This window comes from Siccirubricoccus phaeus, from assembly GCF_008360935.1.
GTDB classification, from domain to species: Bacteria; Pseudomonadota; Alphaproteobacteria; order Acetobacterales; family Acetobacteraceae; genus Siccirubricoccus; species Siccirubricoccus phaeus.
Genome location: NZ_SRXO01000007.1, coordinates 143,129 through 159,644 on the forward strand (window position 1 = coordinate 143,129; position 16,516 = coordinate 159,644).

The window sequence follows — 16,516 nt, forward strand, 5'->3', positions numbered from 1 at the left end:
GCTCGTGTCAAGACGGTGGCGCATTGCCCAGCCCGCGCCGCCTGTTGTCCTGCCGCGGCTTCGCCGCGGCAGGCTGTGCCGAAGCCCCGGCCGTCGATGCGACCCGGGGCGCCGTTGACGTTGCCTCGCCACGTGACGGCGGCCGTCAGACTAGCTGCGGCTCATGTCGAGACAGTGGCGCACTGCCCAGCCCGCGCTGCCTGTTGTCCTGCCGCGGCTTCGCCGCGGCAGGCTGTGCCGAAGCCCCAGCCGTCACAGCGACTCCATGGGCCCCCCGAAGCCGCGCAGCGGCTTCGTCGGGGCGAAACCCGGGGCCGCCATGAAGCTGCGCAGCAGCTTCATGGGGATCATCAAAACGCCTGCCCGATGCCGACATAGATGCCATAGCCCGAAGAGCCCGGCTGCCGGATGACCGGCAGCGCGAAATCCGCCCGGATCGGCCCGATGGGCGTGTAGTACCGCAGGCCCAGCCCCGCGCCGACGCGCAACGAGGAAAAGTCCGGCGCGGAGGTGTCGCCCACCGTGCCGGCATCCACGAAGGCAACGCCGCCGATATCGCCCCAGATCCGCTGCCGCAGCTCGATGCTCGCCTCCAGCAGGGAGCCGCCGCCGGAAGGCTTGTCCCGCTCGTCGCGCGGGCCGATCGACTGGTAGTCGAAGCCGCGCACCGAGCCGCCGCCGCCGGCATAGTAGCGCTGGTGCCGTGGCACCTCGCCCTGCCGCGCCCCCATCAGGGAGCCGATGGCGCCGCGCAGCGCGATGATGGAGCGCTTGTCCCCCGACACGTCCAGATAGGTGCTCGCCACCACCTTCAGCGGTGCGAAGGCGGCGGAATCGCGGAAGCTCCAGGACGGCGTCAGGGTGCCGTTCACCCGCCAGCCGCGGGACGGATCCAGCAGGTTGTCGGTGCCGTCATAGCGGGCGCCGAATTGGATGCCGGCGATCTGGTAGGGCGTCAGCTCGCCATCCGGCGGGCCGATGCTGCCGAAATCCAGCACGGGGCCGAAATTGGCGCTGAGCCTTTCGCTGATCTTCTTCTCCGCCAGCACCGAGGCGGTGATGGCGTCCCGGTCATAGGCCTCCAGCCTTTCCCGCAGCATGGCGGCATTGCCGAGCAGGCTCCAATCCGGGCCGAGCCAGGCGCTGAGCATGGCCGGGTCGCGATAGGCGGCGCTGATCCGGTAGGTGGAGCGGTCCAGCCCGCCCTCCTGCCCCAGCCGTGCCACCTCGGCCTCCAGCCGCAGCCGCTCGGCGCCGCCGAAGAGGTTGCGGTGCTCCCAATAGACCCGGGCGGTGGGGCCGTAATTGGTCTCATAGGCGGCGCCGAAGCCGATGGCGTGGCGGGCCCTTTCGGTGACGGCGAAGGTGATGGGCAGGGTGCCGTCCGGGGCCAGGGCCTCGCCCGGCTCCGCCCGCACGGCGGAGAAGACGCCGAGGCCCATCAGGTCCCGCCGCGCCGTCTCCATCCGCGCCGGGCTGTAGCGCTGGCCGGTCAGGGTCGCGACGCGGCGGTCGAGGAAGGCGGGGTCCATCGTCTCCGCCCCGGTCACCTGCGGCACGCCGAAGGTGGCGGCCGGGCCGGGGGTGAAGCGGAGCGTCAGATCCATCCCCTGGCGGTCATGGTCCACCAGCGCCTCCCGCGGGGCGAGGCTGGCCAGCGGGTGGCCGGAATCGCGCAGCCGGCCCAGCAGGGTGGATTCGGCATCGAGGATGGGGGCGGCCCGGGCCGGGTCGCCCACCGCCAGGCCGAAGGGGGTGGCGGCGGCGGCGGCCACCGCCTCGGCCCCGGCCGGGTCGCTGGACTGGACCGTGAGATGGGCGAGGCGGTAGCGGTCCCGCGGCGTCGCGGTGATGCGCACCGGCACCTCCGGCAGGGCTTCCAGCCTTTCCAGCAGGCCGGGGGCGCCGAGCGGCTCGCCGGCCAGGGTGATCTCCACCGCCCCGCCCCAGAAGCCTTCCGATTGCAGGGCGCGGCGCAGCCGGTCCAGGTCGCCCTCCGCCCGGCCGATCAGCCCGCCGGGAGTGGTCGGCGCCGTCTCCCGCAGCCGGGCGAGGTCCGAGGCGGTGCCGAGGGCGGCATCCAGCCCGGCATCGCCGGTCGGCACGATCTCCACCGTATAGGGGCGGTTTTCCGGGTCCGGCGGCGTTTCCTGCGCCAGGGCGAGCAGGGGGAGGAGCGGCAGGAGCGCGGCCAGCAGGCGAAGGAGGCGGGTCACCGCTGCGGGGACGCCGAACGGCGCTCCCGCTTCCGGGGGTGGTAGCTGGTACGCCCTGGCATCGGCCTTGCTAGTCCAGGCATCAGCCTTCCTCTATGATGTTCGCAATGCACACTGCCCTTGCCGAGACCCTCACCGCCTGGCGTCGCCACCTGCACGCCCATCCCGGACTGACCCTGCAGGAGGGCCCGACCGCCGCCTTCGTGGCGGCCCGGCTGCGGGAGATGGGGGTGGAGGTGGCGGAGGGAATCGGCGGGCATGGCCTCGTTGGTACCATCCGGCGGGGGGGTAACCGGAGTGTCGGTTTGCGGGCAGATATGGATGCGCTGCCGATCCAGGAGCTGAACCCGCTGCTGCCGCACCGTTCCACGGTGCCGGGGGTGATGCATGCCTGCGGGCATGACGGGCATACCACGGCGCTGCTCGGCGCCGCCTCACTCCTGGTCCAGGACCCCGATTGGTCCGGCACGGTGCAGCTTGTCTTCCAGCCGGCGGAGGAGGGCGGCGGCGGGGCGAAGGCGATGATCGCCGACGGGCTGTTCGAGCGATTCCCGATGGAGCGGATCTTCGGCTGGCATAATTGGCCGGGGCTCGAGGCCGGAACCATCGCGGTGCATGACAGTGCCGTGATGGCGGCCGGCGCCCGCTTCGAGATCGCCTTCGAGGGCCATGCCGGCCACGCCGCCCTGCCGCATCTGACGCGCGACCCGATGCTGGGCGTCGGGCATTGCATCGTGGCGCTGCAATCCATCGTGGCGCGGAACCTGGACCCGCTGCAGGCCGGCGTCGTCAGCGTGACCATGGCGGAGGCCGGGGAGGCGCAGAACCAGGTGGCCCACCGGGCGGAGCTGCGCGGCACGGCGCGCTGGCTGAGCGAGCCGAACGGCGCGGCGATCGAGGCCGGGATGCGGCGGATCGCCGGCGGCATCGCCGCGGCCTTCGGGCTGGAGGCGAATGTGAGCTTCCGGGTCGGCGTGCCGGTGACGGCGAACCACCAGGCGGAGCGGGAGCTGGCGGCGCAGGCGGCGGGGGCGGTGACCACGCTGCGGCGGGATTTGCCGCCCGCCATGACAGGGGAGGATTTCTCCTGGTTCCTCAAGGAGGTGCCGGGGGCCTTCGTCTGGATCGGCAACGGCCCGGGCGAGGGCGGGCGGGAGCTGCACAACCCGAATTACGATTTCAACGATGCGGTGCTGCCGGTGGCCAGCGGCTACCTGGCGGAGGTGGCGAAACGGGCGCTGGCCGGGGGCTGAGACCGGCAGGCCAATTCGTTGACCGGCATGAATCCATGCTGGCAGCATCGGAGGGCGCCTTGCAGGGCTCGGCCATCAGCGCCGTCGGTACGAGAACGCCGGCGCGGTCAGCGGCCGAATTTCTCCCGCCAGCCGGGGCGGTCGCCGAGGCTTTCCGCCGCATGGACGCCGCGTGCCACCGCCCGGGCCAGGGTATCCGCCGCCAGATGGCCGAGGCGGGCGAGCATGGCGGGGCCGGTGAGCGGCACTTTCCCCGTTGCCAGGACGAAGACGCTGTCGCCGTCGAAGGGGGTGTGGATGGGGCGGATGGCCCGCGCCAGCCCGTCCTGCGCCATGATCGCCAGGCGCTGCGCCGCCGCCTTGTCCAGCGCCGCATCCACCGCCACCGCGGCCAGGGTGGTGTTGGCCATGGGGTTCAGGGCGGCGCCGGGCGGCAGGGGCATTTCCGCCTCGCTTTGCCAGCCGGGGGGCGGGGGGCCGAGGCCGCCGAATTCCGCGCCCATCTCCAGCGGCCAGGCCCAGAACCGGTCCGTGCCGGGCATCACCACACTCCCAAAACTGTTGACGGCGACCAGGGCGCCGATGGTCAGCCCATCCGCCGTCACGCAGCTCGCGCTGCCGAGGCCGCCCTTCAGCGCCCCGGCCCGGGCGCCGAGGCCGGCGCCGGCATTGCCCAGGGCGAAATCCTCCCCCACCGCTGCCAGGGCGGCGCGGCCGAGCGCGGCATAGGGCGGGGTCTCGCCCCAGGATTTGTCGCCGCCATTGGCGAGGTCGAAGAGGATCGCCCCCGGCACCACCGGCACCACGGCGCCGCCGAACTGAATGCCCCGGCCGCTTGCGCCCAGCGCGGCGACCACCGCCCCGGCCGCGTCATGCCCGTACATGGAGCCGCCGGAGAGGACGACGGCATCCACCTCATTGCTGAGGCTGGTGGGGTCCAGGGTGTGGATGTTCAGCGTGCCGGGGGCGCCGCCGCGGATATCGGCAGCGGCGGCGCAGCGCGCCACCGGGTAGATGACGGTGGTGCCGGTGCGGGCGCGGGGATCCTCGGCATTGCCGACCAGGATGCCGGCGACGTCGGTGATGCGGTTGCGGGGGCCGGGGCGGAGGGACATGGCGGGGAGGGTCGCATGGCCGGGCGTCGGGCGCTATCCGGGCGCGGCGCCGGAACAGGCGGGCATGGCCGCCGGGCCGGGCAGGACACGCCGTTCGGGGTGGATGGCATGGGAGGCGTGCATGGTCGGTCGGGCGCGGGGGTGGCTTCCAGGGCCGGGGTGCCATCGGGATCGATGGTATGCGACGCGCGTATGGTCGGTCGGGCGCGGCGGTGGCTTCCAGGGCTGGGGTGCCATCAGGATCGATGGCATGCGACGCGTGTATGGTCGGTCGGGCGCGGCGGTGGCTTCCAGGGCTGGGGTGCCATCAGGATCGATGGCATGCGACGCGTGTATGGTCGGTCGGGTGCGGCGGTGGCTTCCAGGGCCGGGTAGGGGGCGCCGGAGGCGGAGGGCGCGGGAATGGTATGGCCGGCGGTGGCGCGGCGACCGCCTTAGCGGGCCAGGCGCCGCGCTGTTCGGGGCGGATGCCTGGGACGAGTCCGGCCAGGATATGGCAGCAGGGAGGATGGAATGGCGCTGAGCTGGCGGCCGATGCGGGAAGCGGATCTGCCGGCGGTCTGCGCCCTGGCCGAGGCGCTGCACCCCGAGCATCCGGAACCGCCCGACATCTTCGCCGAACGCCTGGCCCTGGCCCCCGGCGGCTGTCTGGTGCTGGCGGGGGAGGGGGGGCTGCTCGGCTATGCCATCGGCCATGGCTGGAGCGGCTTGGCGCCGCCGGCGCTGGGGGTGCGGCTCGGCACCCTGCCGGAGCGGCCGGGGGCCTTCCATGTCCATGACGTGGCGCTGCTGCCGGCGGCGCGCGGCGCCGGCCATGCCGCGGCGGCGCTGGCGGCGCTGGCGGCCGGCCGGCCGCTGGTGACGCTGGTCGCGGTGGCGGAGGCGGTGCCCTATTGGCAGCGCCAGGGCTTCCACGACCATCCCTGCGCCGATCCCGCCGCCCTGGCCAGCTATGGCGCCGGCGCCCGCTTCATGGCGCGCTGAGCGGAAGGCGTCCTCGCCGCGCCGTGCTGTCGGGCGATCACGCTCCAGGCGGATGCAGGCGCGGGTCCAGGGCGAAATGGGTCTGTGCCACCTCCCCGTAAAGCCCGGCCGCCCGGGCCGGGTCGAAGACCAGGTTCCAACTCGCGGCGGAGACGGTGCTGAGTACCAGCAGGAAGGGGTGCTCGCGCAGCAGCGCGTCGCCGAAGCGCTGCTGCCCGGCCCCGACCGCGCCGGGATGCAGCCAATGCGGGTTCGGCACCTCCTCCGGCCACAGCACCCGCACCTTGTCGGGCGCCAGGATGCGCGCCCGGGTCAGCATGTGCGGCACCAGGTCCAGCGCGGGGAAGCCCTTATGGACCGCGACTTCCAGGATGGCCGTCGCCGGGTCCAGCGCGGCATAGACGGCGCGCAGGCCGCGGGAATTCCAGCGGCCGCCGACCCGGTAGCTGCCCTCGCCGCTGTCCCAGGCCGGGGCGAAGCCCGCCTGATCCAGCCGCCAGAACACCAGCGCGCCATCGCCGAGCGGCGGCGGCAGCGGGGTCATGCCGGCGGGGTCATGCCGGCGGGGTCATGCCGGCGCGGTCATCCATGCGGCGTCACGTATAGACGCCGAATTCCAGCCGGGTGAGGTGTTCCGCCAGCGCCTCCACCCCCGCCGGGGTGGAAAGCAGGTCGAGCGGCCGGCGCCCCTCCAGGGCCAAAGCGGGGGTCAGGAACCAGGCCTCCGCCGCCTGCTGGCTGCCGAGCAGGGTGGTGGCGCGGGCCAGCAGCTCGGCGAAGGTCCAGATGCGGCCGCTCTGCTCCGGGCTCAGCCGGCGCGCCGGCTCCTCCCGCCGCCGCTGATAGGTGCGCAGGCTGATGCCGAGCGCCGCTTCCAGCCCCTCCCCCGCCAGCAGCGCGACATGGCTGACGAGGTGTTCCAGCGCATGGCCCGGCAGCCCGTCCCGCAGCAGATCATGCGCGGCGAGGCGACTGTCCAGCTCCCGCCGCAGCGCCCGGCGGCCGCCGAGCAGCGCCGCGGCCTGGCTCAGGGCGGGCGTATCGGCAAGGGCGGCGGACATGGCGAGAGCTCCGACAGGTGACGCTGGATAGATGACACTTGTCGCGGGCGGGTTCAAGCCTCAGGCGAATCGCGCCTGCAGCCAGGCCGCGGCCTTCGCCACCGCCGCATCCGCCTTCGGCACATGCCCGACGGCGCGGAGGAAGCCGTGCAGCGTGCCGGGGAAGAGCTCGCTCTCCACCTCGATTCCGGCCTCGCGCAGCTTCGCCGCCATGGCGAAATTCTCGCTCGCCAGCACGTCCAGCTCCGCGATGTGCAGCAGGCAGGGCGGCAGGCCGCGCAGATCGGCGCGCAGCGGCGCGGTGAAGGGGGAGAGGCGGTCCACCGGGCGCGGCGCATAGACGCTCCAGTAGAAGCGCATCCGCTCTTCGGAGAGGCCGTAGCCGGTGGCGAATTCGCGGTAGCTCGGCGTGTCGAAGCGGCTGTCGAAGACGCCGTAATTCAGCAGCAGGCCGCGCAGCGGGATCGTCTCCCCGGCCTCCCGCAGATAGAGGGCGAGGCCGGCGGCGAGGTTGGCGCCGGCGCTGTCGCCGCCCAGCACGATGCGCGCCGGGTCGAGGCCCCAGCTCGGCCCCTCCTCGGCGACGAAGCGCAGCACGGCGGCGCATTCCTCGAGGGCGGTGGGGAAGCTGGCCTCGGGGCTCAGCGCGTAATCCGGCCCGACCACGGCGCAATGGGCGGCGGCGGCGTATTCCCGCATCAGCCGGTCATGGGTGTCGATGCTGCCCCAGACCCAGCCGCCGCCATGCAGATAGACCAGCACCGGGTGCGGCCCGGGGCCGTGGGGCAGGTGCACGCGGTACTGGATGCGCCGGCCGCGGCGCAGCAGCCAGCGATCCTCGCTGAGGGCGAGGTCCGGCCCGCCCTCGGCGAGGCCGAGGTTCAGGGCATCGTTCAGGGCGCGCGGGATGTCGAAGGGGCCCTGATCCGGGCGGATGAGCCGGATCGGCGGCTGGGCCGCCGCGCGTGCATCCATCATCGCGGTGAAGCGCGCCATGTCCGGATCGAGGCGTGGATCGGCCATCTCTCAACCTCCCTGAAACCCGCCGCGAGTGGAGACGCCATTGCCCGGCCCCGCAAGGGGGCTCCGCCTCCATGCCCTGGCCAGGGCTCCGCTTCCTGCGCGCGAACTCAGAAGCAAGGCCACAGGGCCAATTTGCTCGGAACGGGGGCTTCGCCCCCAAGCCCTGGGCAGAGCACCCCGCCGGGGGGGAAGGCGTCCCCCGGACCTCGCCCTGAGTCGGCTGGCTCAACCGTCGGGTCCAAAATTCAGACCGGGGTCCGGGGCCAGGTCCTGGCCCCGGCGGGGGTGCAGGGGGCAGAGCCCCCTGCCATGGGTGGCGGCACTGCCGCCAACGCTCCCATGCGCACCCCGAGGTTGCGACTGTCACACCACTTGGCCATGGTGCGCCGCGCCATGATGGCCAAGCAGCCCATTCGCGGCACCGCCGCCTGGCGGGCCGCCGCGCTGTACCGCCCCCGCAGCCTGGTGCTGTGGGCGGCCCCTGGCGTGCCCGAGGCGCCGGTGCTGGCGGCCAACCTCGCTGGCGGCGGCTTCAAGGGCCAGCTTCACGCCATCGGCATTGCCCAGCCGGGCCTGGCGCCGGCCGAGTCCCTCGCTGCCCTGCCTGCCGCTCCGGACCTCGCCGTGCTCTGCCTGCCCCCGGCCGAGATCGAGCCCGCGATGCGCGCTCTGGCCGGGTGCGGCTGCTTCGCCGCCATCATCCCCGGCGCCGTGCCCGGCCTCGGCGCCATCTCCGCCCGCACCGGGGTGCGGGCCCTGGGGCAGGGCAGTTTCGGCCTGGCGGTGCCGGCCATCGGGCTGAACGCCACACTGTCCCACCTGCCGCCCTTGCCGGGGAAGCTGGCGCTGGTCACCCAATCCGCCGCCCTGGCCCGGGCGGTGCTGGACTGGGCGGCGGCGGAGGGCCTCGGCTTCAGCCATGTCATCGGCATCGGTGGCAATGCCACGCTGGGCTTCGCCGCGGCGCTGGACTGGCTGGCACGGGACCCGGGGACCGGCGCCGTGCTGCTCGACCTCCGCCGCATCCGCAACCGCCGCGCCTTCATCTCCGCCGCCCGCGCCACCACCCGCACCCGCCCCGTCGTCGCCATCCGCGCCGGCGGCCGCGCCGCGGACCGGGAGGGGGTGGGGGACCAGGTGATGGCCGCCGCGCTGCGCCGCGCCGGCGTGCTGCGGGTGGAGGGGCTGGAGGATCTGCTCGCCGCCACCGAGACCCTGGCGCGCCTCCGCCCCCGGCCCGGCGCAGTGCGCGGGGACCGGGTGGCGATCGTCAGCAATGGCCGCGGCATCGGCCAATTGGCGGCGGATGCGCTGATCGCGGGCGGTGGCCGGCTGGCCGAATTCTCCCCTGCCGCCCGGGCGGCCCTGGCGGCGCTGCTGCCGGGCGGGGCGGAGCCGGACAACCCGCTGGTGCTGGGCCCCGCCGCCGGGCCGCACCTCGCCGAGGCCAGCGCCATGCTCGCCGCCCTGCCGGAGGTGGATGCGGTGGTGGCGCTGCACGCCCCCGGCCCCGGGCCCGGGGAGGTGGCGGCGGAGGCACTGGCCGCGGCGGCCAAGGCCGGGGGCGGAAGGGCGGCGCCGCTGCTGCTTGGCTGGCTGGGGCAGGCGACGGCCGGGCCGCAGCGCCAGGCCCTGACCGCCGCCGGGCTGGCGGTCTTCACCTCGCCGGAAGCCGCGGTGCGCGGTGCCCTGCACCTGGCGGAGGACCACCGCAACCGTGCCGCCGCGGCGGAGCTGCCGCCCCGCGCCGTGCTGGAATTGGCACCGGACCAGGCGGCGGTGCGCCGCCTCTTCGCCGCGGTGCGCGCCGCGGGTCGGCTGGCGCTGACCGAGGAGGAATCGCTCGGCGTGCTGGCCGCCTACGGGCTGCCCACCATTCCGGGCCGCCGCGCCGCCGGGCCGAAGGAAGCGGCGGATGCCGCTGCCCTGCTCGGCTTCCCCGCCGTGCTGAAGCTGCTGAGCGCCGATCTGCCGCATAAGAGCGAGGTGGGCGGGGTGCGGCTCGGCCTGACCTCGGCGGCGGCGGTGCGGCAGGCGGCGGAGGCCATGCTGAAGCGGGTGGCGGAGCGGCGGCCGGAGGCACACATCGCCGGCTTCCTCGTGCAGCGCCAGGCCGGGCGGGCGCTGGAGCTGCGGCTGCGGCTGGGCGAGGACAAGATGTTCGGCCCCTGGATCGGCTTCGGCCAGGGCGGTACCACCGCCGACCTGCTGGGCGACGAGGCCTTCGACCTGCCGCCGCTGAACCTGGCGCTCGCAAGGCAGCTCATCAGCCGGTCCCGCGCGGCGCAGCTTCTGGCCGGGTTCCGGGACTGGCCGCCGGCCAATCCGGAGGCGGTGGCGGAGGCGCTGGTGCGCCTCTCCCAGCTCGCGGTGGATTTCCCCGAGATCGCGACCCTCTCGGTCAACCCGCTCTTCGCCGATGCGGAGGGGGTACTGGCGGCCGATGCCTATCTGGTGCTGCGCCCGGCGGGGGAGCGGGGGGAGCTGGCCATCGCCCCCTACCCGGCGGAGCTGGCCGGGCGGTTCCGCGCCAGGGGCGGGGCGGAGCTGCTGGTGCGGCCGATCCGGCCGGAGGATGCGGCGGCGCATGGCGAGGCCTTCCGCCGCCTCTCGGCCGAGGATGTGCGCTGGCGGTTCTTCTCGCCGCTGAAGGAGATGTCGCCGGCGCTGGCGGCGCGGCTGACGCAGATCGACTACGACCGGGAGATGGCCTTCGTCGCCATCCGCCGCCCGCCGGAGGCGCCGGAGGAGATCCTCGGCGTCGCCCGGCTGATCCGGGAGCCGAATTCGCCGACGGCGGAATTCGCCGTGGTGGTGCTGCCGGAGATGAAGAGTCAGGGGCTGGGCCGGCACCTGATGCAGCGGATCATCGACTGGGGCCGCGCCGCGGGGGTGGGGCGGGTGCTCGGCCATGTGCTGGCGGACAATGCGCCGATGCTGGCCTTCATGCGCAGCCTGGGCTTCACCCTGCGGCGCTCGCCCGAGGAGGAGGAGGTGTACGAGGCGGTACTGGAATTGCCGGAAGCGAGGTGATGGGGGCTTCGCCCCCATGCCCCGCGCTCCCACCGGGGGGAAGCTTCCCCCGAAGCCGGCCCGTGAGTCGGCAGGCTCAAATGTCGGGTCCAAAACTCACACCGGGGTCCGGGGAGGGGTCCCCTCCCCGGCGGGAGTGCAGAGGGCAGAGCCCTCTGCCGGGGTCCGGGGCAGCGCCCCGGCTACTCCGCCGTCGGCGCCGTCCTGACCAAGTCCCGCACCCGCGCCGCCGCCGCGGCGCCCTTCAGCGCGTCGCGCCAAGCGGCTTCCGCCACCCGCTGGTGCACCGCGATCGCCTCATCCGCCGCGGTGATCATGGCGACGCCGAGGCCGGTGCCCGGGGCGGTATCCGGGGCGAAGGGGCTGCCCACCACATGCGCCCTTTCCCGCCCGCGCATCACGGCGAAGCCCGCTGCCAGGTCGGGCCCGGTGGACAGGCCGAGCTGGACGCCGATCGGCACCGATTCCATCAGGTTGGCGATGCTTTCCGCCTCGGCGATCGCCGCGGCGCGGCAGCGGGCGCGGGTGCGTGGCGGCAGGTTGAGGCCGGGGGCGATGCCGTCCTGCAGCATGCGGGCCATCGCGGCCTCGGAGAGGATGCCGATGATGGTCGGCCGGCGCTGCTGGTGCTGCTTGCGCCGCGCCGCCAGCAGGCCGAGCGCCTGCTCGGTCAGGGCGCGCGCCTGGGCCCGGTCGGTGGCGGCATCGGCGGCTTCGGTCCAGGCCTCGGTCACCGCGCCGTCGAAGGCATCGGTCGCGGTCTGGTAGCAGAGGGCGCCGCCGACGAAGAGGATCTGGTCGGCCTGCTCCTCGACCTGACGGACCCGTTCCAGGAAGGCGACCGGGCGGGAGAAATATTCGACGCCGATGCCGAGCAGCGACAGGGGCGAGATCTTCAGCAGCTCGGCCAGGCGCCGGATCGTGTCCAGCTTGATGACCTCGCCCTTTTCGTAGCGGTAGAGGGCGGCGCGGGAGACGCCGAGGCGGGCGGCGATTTCCTCGGCCCGCAGGCCGGATTCCAGCCGGTAGGCGCGAAGCTGTTGCCCGATATCGACGAACCGCATGATCCCCTCCGGCCAACCCCGACGCGGCGCCCCGTTTTTGAGATGGAATCTCACGCTCGGTACGCGGTTCCTATGTGCCGCCTGTAGCCCCCGATAGCAAGCGCAACCGGAGATATTCCCTATCCCAACGTAAAAAAAAGACAAACGAGTGCAGAAGGGCCGGAATGTTTCGCAAACTTTGCCGCCCAATGGGCCTGCTCCGCCTATGGGCAGCGCCGCCGGCCATGGCGGCGCCTGCGCCGGGGCGGCGGTCGCGCTCTTCCGCCGCCCGTCCCCGGCCAGCGGCAGGCGGCCGCGCATGTCGGGGGGACAGGGCGGGAGGTTGGCGCCCCCCGCCCGGCCGGGCCGCGCCGGCGGCTCAGCCCTCCGCCACCGGATGGGCGGCGAGGATCTCCAGCGCCTTCACCAGGCCGGAATGGTCCAGCCCGCCATTGCCCTGGGCGATGGAGGCGGAGAAGAGCTGCTGGGTGGAGGCGGTGTTGGGCAGCGCCACCCCCAGCTCCTTCGCCGATTGCAGGGCCAGGTTGAGGTCCTTCTGGTGCAGCACGATGCGGAAGCCGGGGTTGAAGGTGCGCTTGATCATCCGCTCGCCATGCAGCTCCAGGATGCGGGAGGTGGCGAGGCCGCCCATCAGCGCCTGGCGCACCTTGGCCGGGTCGGCACCGGCCTTGGCGGCGAAGACCAGCGCCTCGCCCACCGCCTCGATGGTGAGCGCCACGATGATCTGGTTGGCCACCTTGCAGGTCTGGCCGGCGCCATTGGCGGTGCCGACCAGGGTGATGTTCTTGCCCATCTTCTCGAAGAGCGGCTTCGCCCGCTCGAAGGCGGCCTCCGGGCCGCCGACCATGATGGTCAGGCTGGCCTGCTTGGCGCCGACCTCGCCGCCGGAGACGGGGGCATCGAGGTAGTCGCAGCCCCGGGCGTTGATCTTCTCGGCGAAGCTCTTGGTCGCGGTCGGGCTGATCGAGGACATGTCGATGACGAGCTTGCCCTTGGCGAGCCCTTCCGCCACGCCGGCCGGGCCGAACAGCACGGCTTCCACATCCGGGGTGTCGGGGACCATCAGGATGATCACCTCGGCGGCGGCGGCGACCGATTTCGCATCTGGCACCACCTGGTAGGCGGCGCGGGAGTCGGCATCCAGGCTCTTCCGCTCCGGCACGATGATGTCGTGCCCGGCGGCCTTCAGATGGCCCGCCATCGGCTTGCCCATGATGCCGAGGCCGATGAATCCGATCTTCATGGGGATGTCCTTCCAGTGGCTCAGTGGAGTGCGGCCCGTCCGATGGCCGGAGCGCCGCATGGCGCGGAGGGCTGAATCGGCCGGGCGCGCCGCAGGCGCATCATGCTACCCGTCCGATGGCCGGAGCGCCGCACGGCGCGGAGGGCTGAATCGGCCGGGCGCGCCGCAGGCGCATCATGCTACCCATCCGATGGCCGGAGCGCCGTATGGCGCGGAGGGCTGAATCGGCCGGGCGCGCCGCAGGCGCCTCATTTGTATTGCTGGAACCAGCCGAGCCCGGCCTCGGTCTCCGCCGCCGGGCGGTATTCGCAGCCGATCCAGCCGCGGAAGCCGAGCTCGTCGATCTTCCGGAAGACGAAAGGCCAATTCACCTCGCCGGTGCCGGGCTCGTTCCGCCCGGGATTGTCCGCCACCTGCATATGGGCGATGAGCGGCAGGTGCTTCTCCACCCGCTTCACGATGTCGCCTTCGGTGATCTGGCAGTGGTAGAGGTCGAATTGCAGCCCGATCCGCTCCGGCCCGATGGCCTCGATGATCGCCGCGCCCTCGTCGGTCGTGTTCAGGAAGAAGCCGGGGATGTCGCGGTGGTTGATCGGCTCGATCACCGGCTTCACGCCGGCCTTGCCGCATTCCTCCGCCGCCCAGGCGAGGTTCGCCGCATAGGTCGCCAGCAGCGTGTCGCGCGGCACGCCGGCGGGGGCGAGGCCGGCCATGACATGCAGCCGAGGGCAGGAGAGGGCGGCGGCGTAGTCCAGCGCCCGCTTCACCTCCTCGCGGAACTCCGCGTGGCGGCCGGGCAGGGCGGCCTGGCCGCGCTCCCCCGCCGCCCAATCGCCCGGGGGCGCGTTGAACAACACCTGGGCCAGGCCGTTATCCTGCAGCCGCGCGGCGATCTCGGCGGCGGGGAATTCATAGGGAAAGAGGAATTCCACCGCCTGGAAGCCGGCCTTGGCGGCGCGGGCGAAGCGATCCAGGAAGGGAACCTCGGTGAACATCATGGACAGGTTGGCGGCGAAGCGCGGCATGATGCGGTGACCTCCCTGGAGTCGGCGCCGGGACGCTACAAGCCGGCCGCGCCGCTGGCTACTGCCGCGCCGCACCCCCCCTTGCCCCCGCAGCCCCGGAACGGAAAGCCCCCCGATGCCGTCAGACAGCCTGAACCCGGCCCGCATCCTGGGGCTGATCGCCCTGCTGGCGCTGGCCATCGCCTGCCTGATGGTGCTGCGGCCCTTCCTCTCCTCCCTGCTCTGGGCGGCGATCCTGGTCTTCTCCACCTGGCCCGCCTTCCGCTTCCTGCGGGAGCGGTTCCGGCTTTCCGCCAGCGCCGCAGCGGCGGCGATGGTGACGGCGGAATTCCTCCTCATTGGCCTGCCGCTGGTCTTCGCCACCCCGACGAAGCGGGAGGATATCGAGGGGCTGCGCGGAGCGGTGGAGCAATTCCTCACCCAGGGCATGCCGGATTTCGGCGCGTGGCTGGGCCGGCTGCCGGTGGTCGGGCCCTATGTGGCGGAATATGTGGGCCGCATCGATTTCGGCTTCTCGGCCCTGACCGAACTGCTCTCCCCCTATGCCGGCACGCTGGCGCAGACGCTGCTCTCCGTGCTGCTCGCCGTGCTTTCCGGCCTCGCCGAGGTGCTGGTGGCGATCTTCCTCGCCTTCTTCCTCTACCGCGACGGGCCGGCCATCGCCCGGCGCAGCGAGGCGGCGTTGCACCGCCTGGCGGGCGACCGCACCCGGCGGCTGATGGTGCTGACCGGCGATGTGACGCGCGGCGTGGTGTACGGCCTGCTCGGCACCGCGCTGGTGCAGGGGCTGATGACCACCTTCGGCTTGTGGATTTCCGGCGTGCCGCGGCCGGTGCTGCTGGGCGTCATCGCCGGGGTGGTGTCCATCCTGCCGGTCGGCGCGCCGCTGGTCTGGGTGCCGGCGACGCTCTGGCTGTTCAGCCAGGGAAACACCGCCTGGGCGATCTTCCTCGGCCTCTACGGCGCCTTCGGCATCAGCAGCGCGGACAATGTCATCCGGCCATGGCTGATCTCCCGCGGCGCAGACCTGCCGCTGCTGCTGACTCTGCTGGGGGCGCTGGGCGGGGTGCTGGCCTTCGGCTTCCTCGGCCTGTTTCTTGGGCCGGTCCTGCTCGCGGTGGGGTATAGCCTGCTGAAAGATTGGGCAGATGACGGGGAAGCCACGTCGGACAGGCCTTCCGCCCCGCCGGGGGGCGCCGTATAGCCTTGGCCCTTGAGGCTGCACCGGAACACCGGGCGCCGGGGGACGAGGAAGATGCTGCGATGGATGCGGGCGACCGCCGGGCTGGCGGCCGTGGTGGCAGCGGAGCCGCGCGCGATCGGCAGGGCGGCGGGCGGCGAGGCCGGTTGCCGCCGGGCGAGGCGCCGGTGATGCGGATGGCTCCGGCCCGCCCCCGCCCTTCCACGCCGCCGCGCGGCGCGGCCCTCTCCCTCGGCCGCCTGCGGGCAAGGGTCGGGATGGGGGGCGCCCCTGCGCGCGGGGTTGGCGGGGCGACGATGCGCCAGGGGCCGAATTAAGTGTTCGCCTTCATCCTCTCCCGCATCCTGCAGGCCATTCCGGTGATGCTGGTGGTGGCCTTCATCAGCTTCGCCATGTTCGCCTATGTCGGCGACCCGGTCTCCATCATGCTCGGCCAGGACTTTACCGAGGCGCAGCGCCAGGCGCTGATCGCCGGCCTGGGGCTGGACCAGCCCTTCTTCGTGCAATTCGCGAAGTTCATCGGCAATGCCGTGCAGGGCGAATTCGGCCTCTCCTACCGCCTCTCCCGCCCGGTTGCGGAGCTGATCGGCGAGCGTGCGCCGGCGACGCTGGAGCTGGCCTTCTGCGCCGCCGGCATCGCGCTGGTGGTGGGCGTGGCGATGGGCGTCTATACCGGGCTGTACCGCAATTCCTGGCTCAGCCGGGCGCTGCTGACCTTCAGCCTGGTGGGCGTCTCCCTGCCGCCCTTCCTCATCGGCATCCTGCTGATCCTGGTGTTTTCCGTCTGGCTCGGCTGGCTGCCCTCCTTCGGGCGCGGCGATGTCGTGCAGCTCGGCTGGTGGTCCACCGGCTTCCTTACCTGGTCGGGGCTGAAGGCGCTGGTGCTGCCTTCCATCACCCTCGGCCTGTTCCAGTTGACGCTGATCATGCGGCTGGTGCGGGCGGAGATGCTCGAGGTGCTGCGCACGGACTATATCAAATTCGCCCGCGCCCGGGGGCTTTCGAACCGCGCGGTGAATTTCGGCCATGCGCTGAAGAACACGCTGGTGCCGGTCATCACCATCGCCGGGCTGCAGCTCGGCGGCATCATCGCCTTCGCCATCGTGACGGAGACGGTGTTCCAATGGCCGGGGATGGGGCTGCTCTTCATCCAGAGCGTCAGCGCCGCCGACATCCCGGTAATGGCGGCCTATCTGATGCTCATCGCCCTGGTCTTCGTCACCATCAACCTGGCTGTCGACCTGCTCTACTACGCGGTGGATCCGCGGTTGCGCATCGGCCGCGGGCAGGGGCACTGA

At 72.8% G+C, this 16,516-nt stretch carries 13 protein-coding genes; 5 read left to right on the forward strand and 8 right to left on the reverse strand.

The genetic code is table 11. The features are described from left to right. Positions 1–350: 350 nt before the first annotated feature. Positions 351–2,216, reverse strand: a complete 1,866-nt coding sequence (locus tag E5N76_RS12145; protein WP_149537567.1) for an autotransporter assembly complex protein TamA — start codon at positions 2,214–2,216, stop codon at positions 351–353. A gap of 95 nt (positions 2,217–2,311) precedes the next feature. Between E5N76_RS12145 and E5N76_RS12150 the strand changes: the two genes are divergently transcribed. Beyond that, positions 2,312–3,469, forward strand: coding sequence for an amidohydrolase (locus E5N76_RS12150; RefSeq protein ID WP_235907673.1), 1,158 nt, complete (start codon positions 2,312–2,314; stop codon positions 3,467–3,469). 107 nt (positions 3,470–3,576) lie between these two features. Here E5N76_RS12150 and E5N76_RS12155 read toward each other — a convergent pair whose 3' ends face one another. Then, the gene (locus tag E5N76_RS12155; protein WP_149537568.1) at positions 3,577–4,584 is read right to left on the reverse strand and encodes a P1 family peptidase; all 1,008 of its coding nucleotides are present in this window, start codon (positions 4,582–4,584) and stop codon (positions 3,577–3,579) included. A 513-nt stretch (positions 4,585–5,097) separates the two neighbouring features. Between E5N76_RS12155 and E5N76_RS12160 the strand changes: the two genes are divergently transcribed. Beyond that, complete coding sequence (locus E5N76_RS12160; protein ID WP_149537569.1) at positions 5,098–5,568, forward strand: GNAT family N-acetyltransferase; 471 nt, start codon at positions 5,098–5,100, stop codon at positions 5,566–5,568. 37 nt (positions 5,569–5,605) lie between these two features. On the opposite strand, the gene E5N76_RS12165 is transcribed toward E5N76_RS12160, so the two are convergent. From E5N76_RS12165 to E5N76_RS12175, 3 genes are read right to left on the reverse strand one after another with little or no spacing between them, the layout of a single operon-like run. Next, entirely contained in the window at positions 5,606–6,112 is a 507-nt protein-coding gene (locus E5N76_RS12165; protein WP_149537570.1) for an RES family NAD+ phosphorylase, read from the reverse strand. 52 nt (positions 6,113–6,164) lie between these two features. After that, positions 6,165–6,629: a type II RES/Xre toxin-antitoxin system antitoxin gene (gene parS, locus E5N76_RS12170; RefSeq protein ID WP_149537571.1), complete on the reverse strand. Its 465-nt coding sequence runs from the start codon at positions 6,627–6,629 to the stop codon at positions 6,165–6,167. 60 nt (positions 6,630–6,689) lie between these two features. Next, complete coding sequence (locus tag E5N76_RS12175; protein ID WP_149537572.1) at positions 6,690–7,652, reverse strand: alpha/beta hydrolase; 963 nt, start codon at positions 7,650–7,652, stop codon at positions 6,690–6,692. A 378-nt stretch (positions 7,653–8,030) separates the two neighbouring features. Between E5N76_RS12175 and E5N76_RS12180 the strand changes: the two genes are divergently transcribed. Then, positions 8,031–10,685, forward strand: a complete 2,655-nt coding sequence (locus tag E5N76_RS12180; protein ID WP_235907674.1) for a bifunctional acetate--CoA ligase family protein/GNAT family N-acetyltransferase — start codon at positions 8,031–8,033, stop codon at positions 10,683–10,685. 182 nt (positions 10,686–10,867) lie between these two features. On the opposite strand, the gene E5N76_RS12185 is transcribed toward E5N76_RS12180, so the two are convergent. From E5N76_RS12185 to otnI, 3 genes are all read right to left on the reverse strand, one after another. Next, positions 10,868–11,749: a helix-turn-helix domain-containing protein gene (locus E5N76_RS12185; RefSeq protein WP_149537573.1), complete on the reverse strand. Its 882-nt coding sequence runs from the start codon at positions 11,747–11,749 to the stop codon at positions 10,868–10,870. Positions 11,750–12,107: 358 nt separating this feature from the next. Continuing rightward, complete coding sequence (locus E5N76_RS12190) at positions 12,108–12,992, reverse strand: 2-hydroxy-3-oxopropionate reductase (protein ID WP_149537574.1); 885 nt, start codon at positions 12,990–12,992, stop codon at positions 12,108–12,110. 248 nt (positions 12,993–13,240) lie between these two features. Continuing rightward, the gene (gene otnI, locus E5N76_RS12195) at positions 13,241–14,017 is read right to left on the reverse strand and encodes a 2-oxo-tetronate isomerase (RefSeq protein WP_149537575.1); all 777 of its coding nucleotides are present in this window, start codon (positions 14,015–14,017) and stop codon (positions 13,241–13,243) included. A 115-nt stretch (positions 14,018–14,132) separates the two neighbouring features. On the opposite strand from otnI, the gene E5N76_RS12200 reads away from it, so the two are divergent. After that, positions 14,133–15,221 carry an AI-2E family transporter gene (locus E5N76_RS12200; protein ID WP_149537576.1) on the forward strand — a complete coding sequence of 363 codons (1,089 nt, stop codon included), beginning with the start codon at positions 14,133–14,135 and terminating at the stop codon, positions 15,219–15,221. A gap of 314 nt (positions 15,222–15,535) precedes the next feature. Continuing rightward, positions 15,536–16,516 carry an ABC transporter permease gene (locus E5N76_RS12205; protein ID WP_149537577.1) on the forward strand — a complete coding sequence of 327 codons (981 nt, stop codon included), beginning with the start codon at positions 15,536–15,538 and terminating at the stop codon, positions 16,514–16,516.

Coding starts and splice junctions, on each gene's coding strand:
- E5N76_RS12190 (WP_149537574.1), bottom strand. CDS start 12,992: ATGAAGATCGGATTCATCGGCCTCGGCATCATGGGCAAGCCGATGGCG.
- E5N76_RS12150 (WP_235907673.1), top strand. CDS start 2,312: ATGATGTTCGCAATGCACACTGCCCTTGCCGAGACCCTCACCGCCTGG.
- E5N76_RS12155 (WP_149537568.1), bottom strand. CDS start 4,584: ATGTCCCTCCGCCCCGGCCCCCGCAACCGCATCACCGACGTCGCCGGC.
- E5N76_RS12160 (WP_149537569.1), top strand. CDS start 5,098: ATGGCGCTGAGCTGGCGGCCGATGCGGGAAGCGGATCTGCCGGCGGTC.
- E5N76_RS12180 (WP_235907674.1), top strand. CDS start 8,031: ATGGTGCGCCGCGCCATGATGGCCAAGCAGCCCATTCGCGGCACCGCC.
- E5N76_RS12175 (WP_149537572.1), bottom strand. CDS start 7,652: ATGGCCGATCCACGCCTCGATCCGGACATGGCGCGCTTCACCGCGATG.
- parS (WP_149537571.1), bottom strand. CDS start 6,629: ATGTCCGCCGCCCTTGCCGATACGCCCGCCCTGAGCCAGGCCGCGGCG.
- E5N76_RS12165 (WP_149537570.1), bottom strand. CDS start 6,112: ATGACCCCGCTGCCGCCGCCGCTCGGCGATGGCGCGCTGGTGTTCTGG.
- E5N76_RS12185 (WP_149537573.1), bottom strand. CDS start 11,749: ATGCGGTTCGTCGATATCGGGCAACAGCTTCGCGCCTACCGGCTGGAA.
- E5N76_RS12200 (WP_149537576.1), top strand. CDS start 14,133: ATGCCGTCAGACAGCCTGAACCCGGCCCGCATCCTGGGGCTGATCGCC.
- otnI (WP_149537575.1), bottom strand. CDS start 14,017: ATGCCGCGCTTCGCCGCCAACCTGTCCATGATGTTCACCGAGGTTCCC.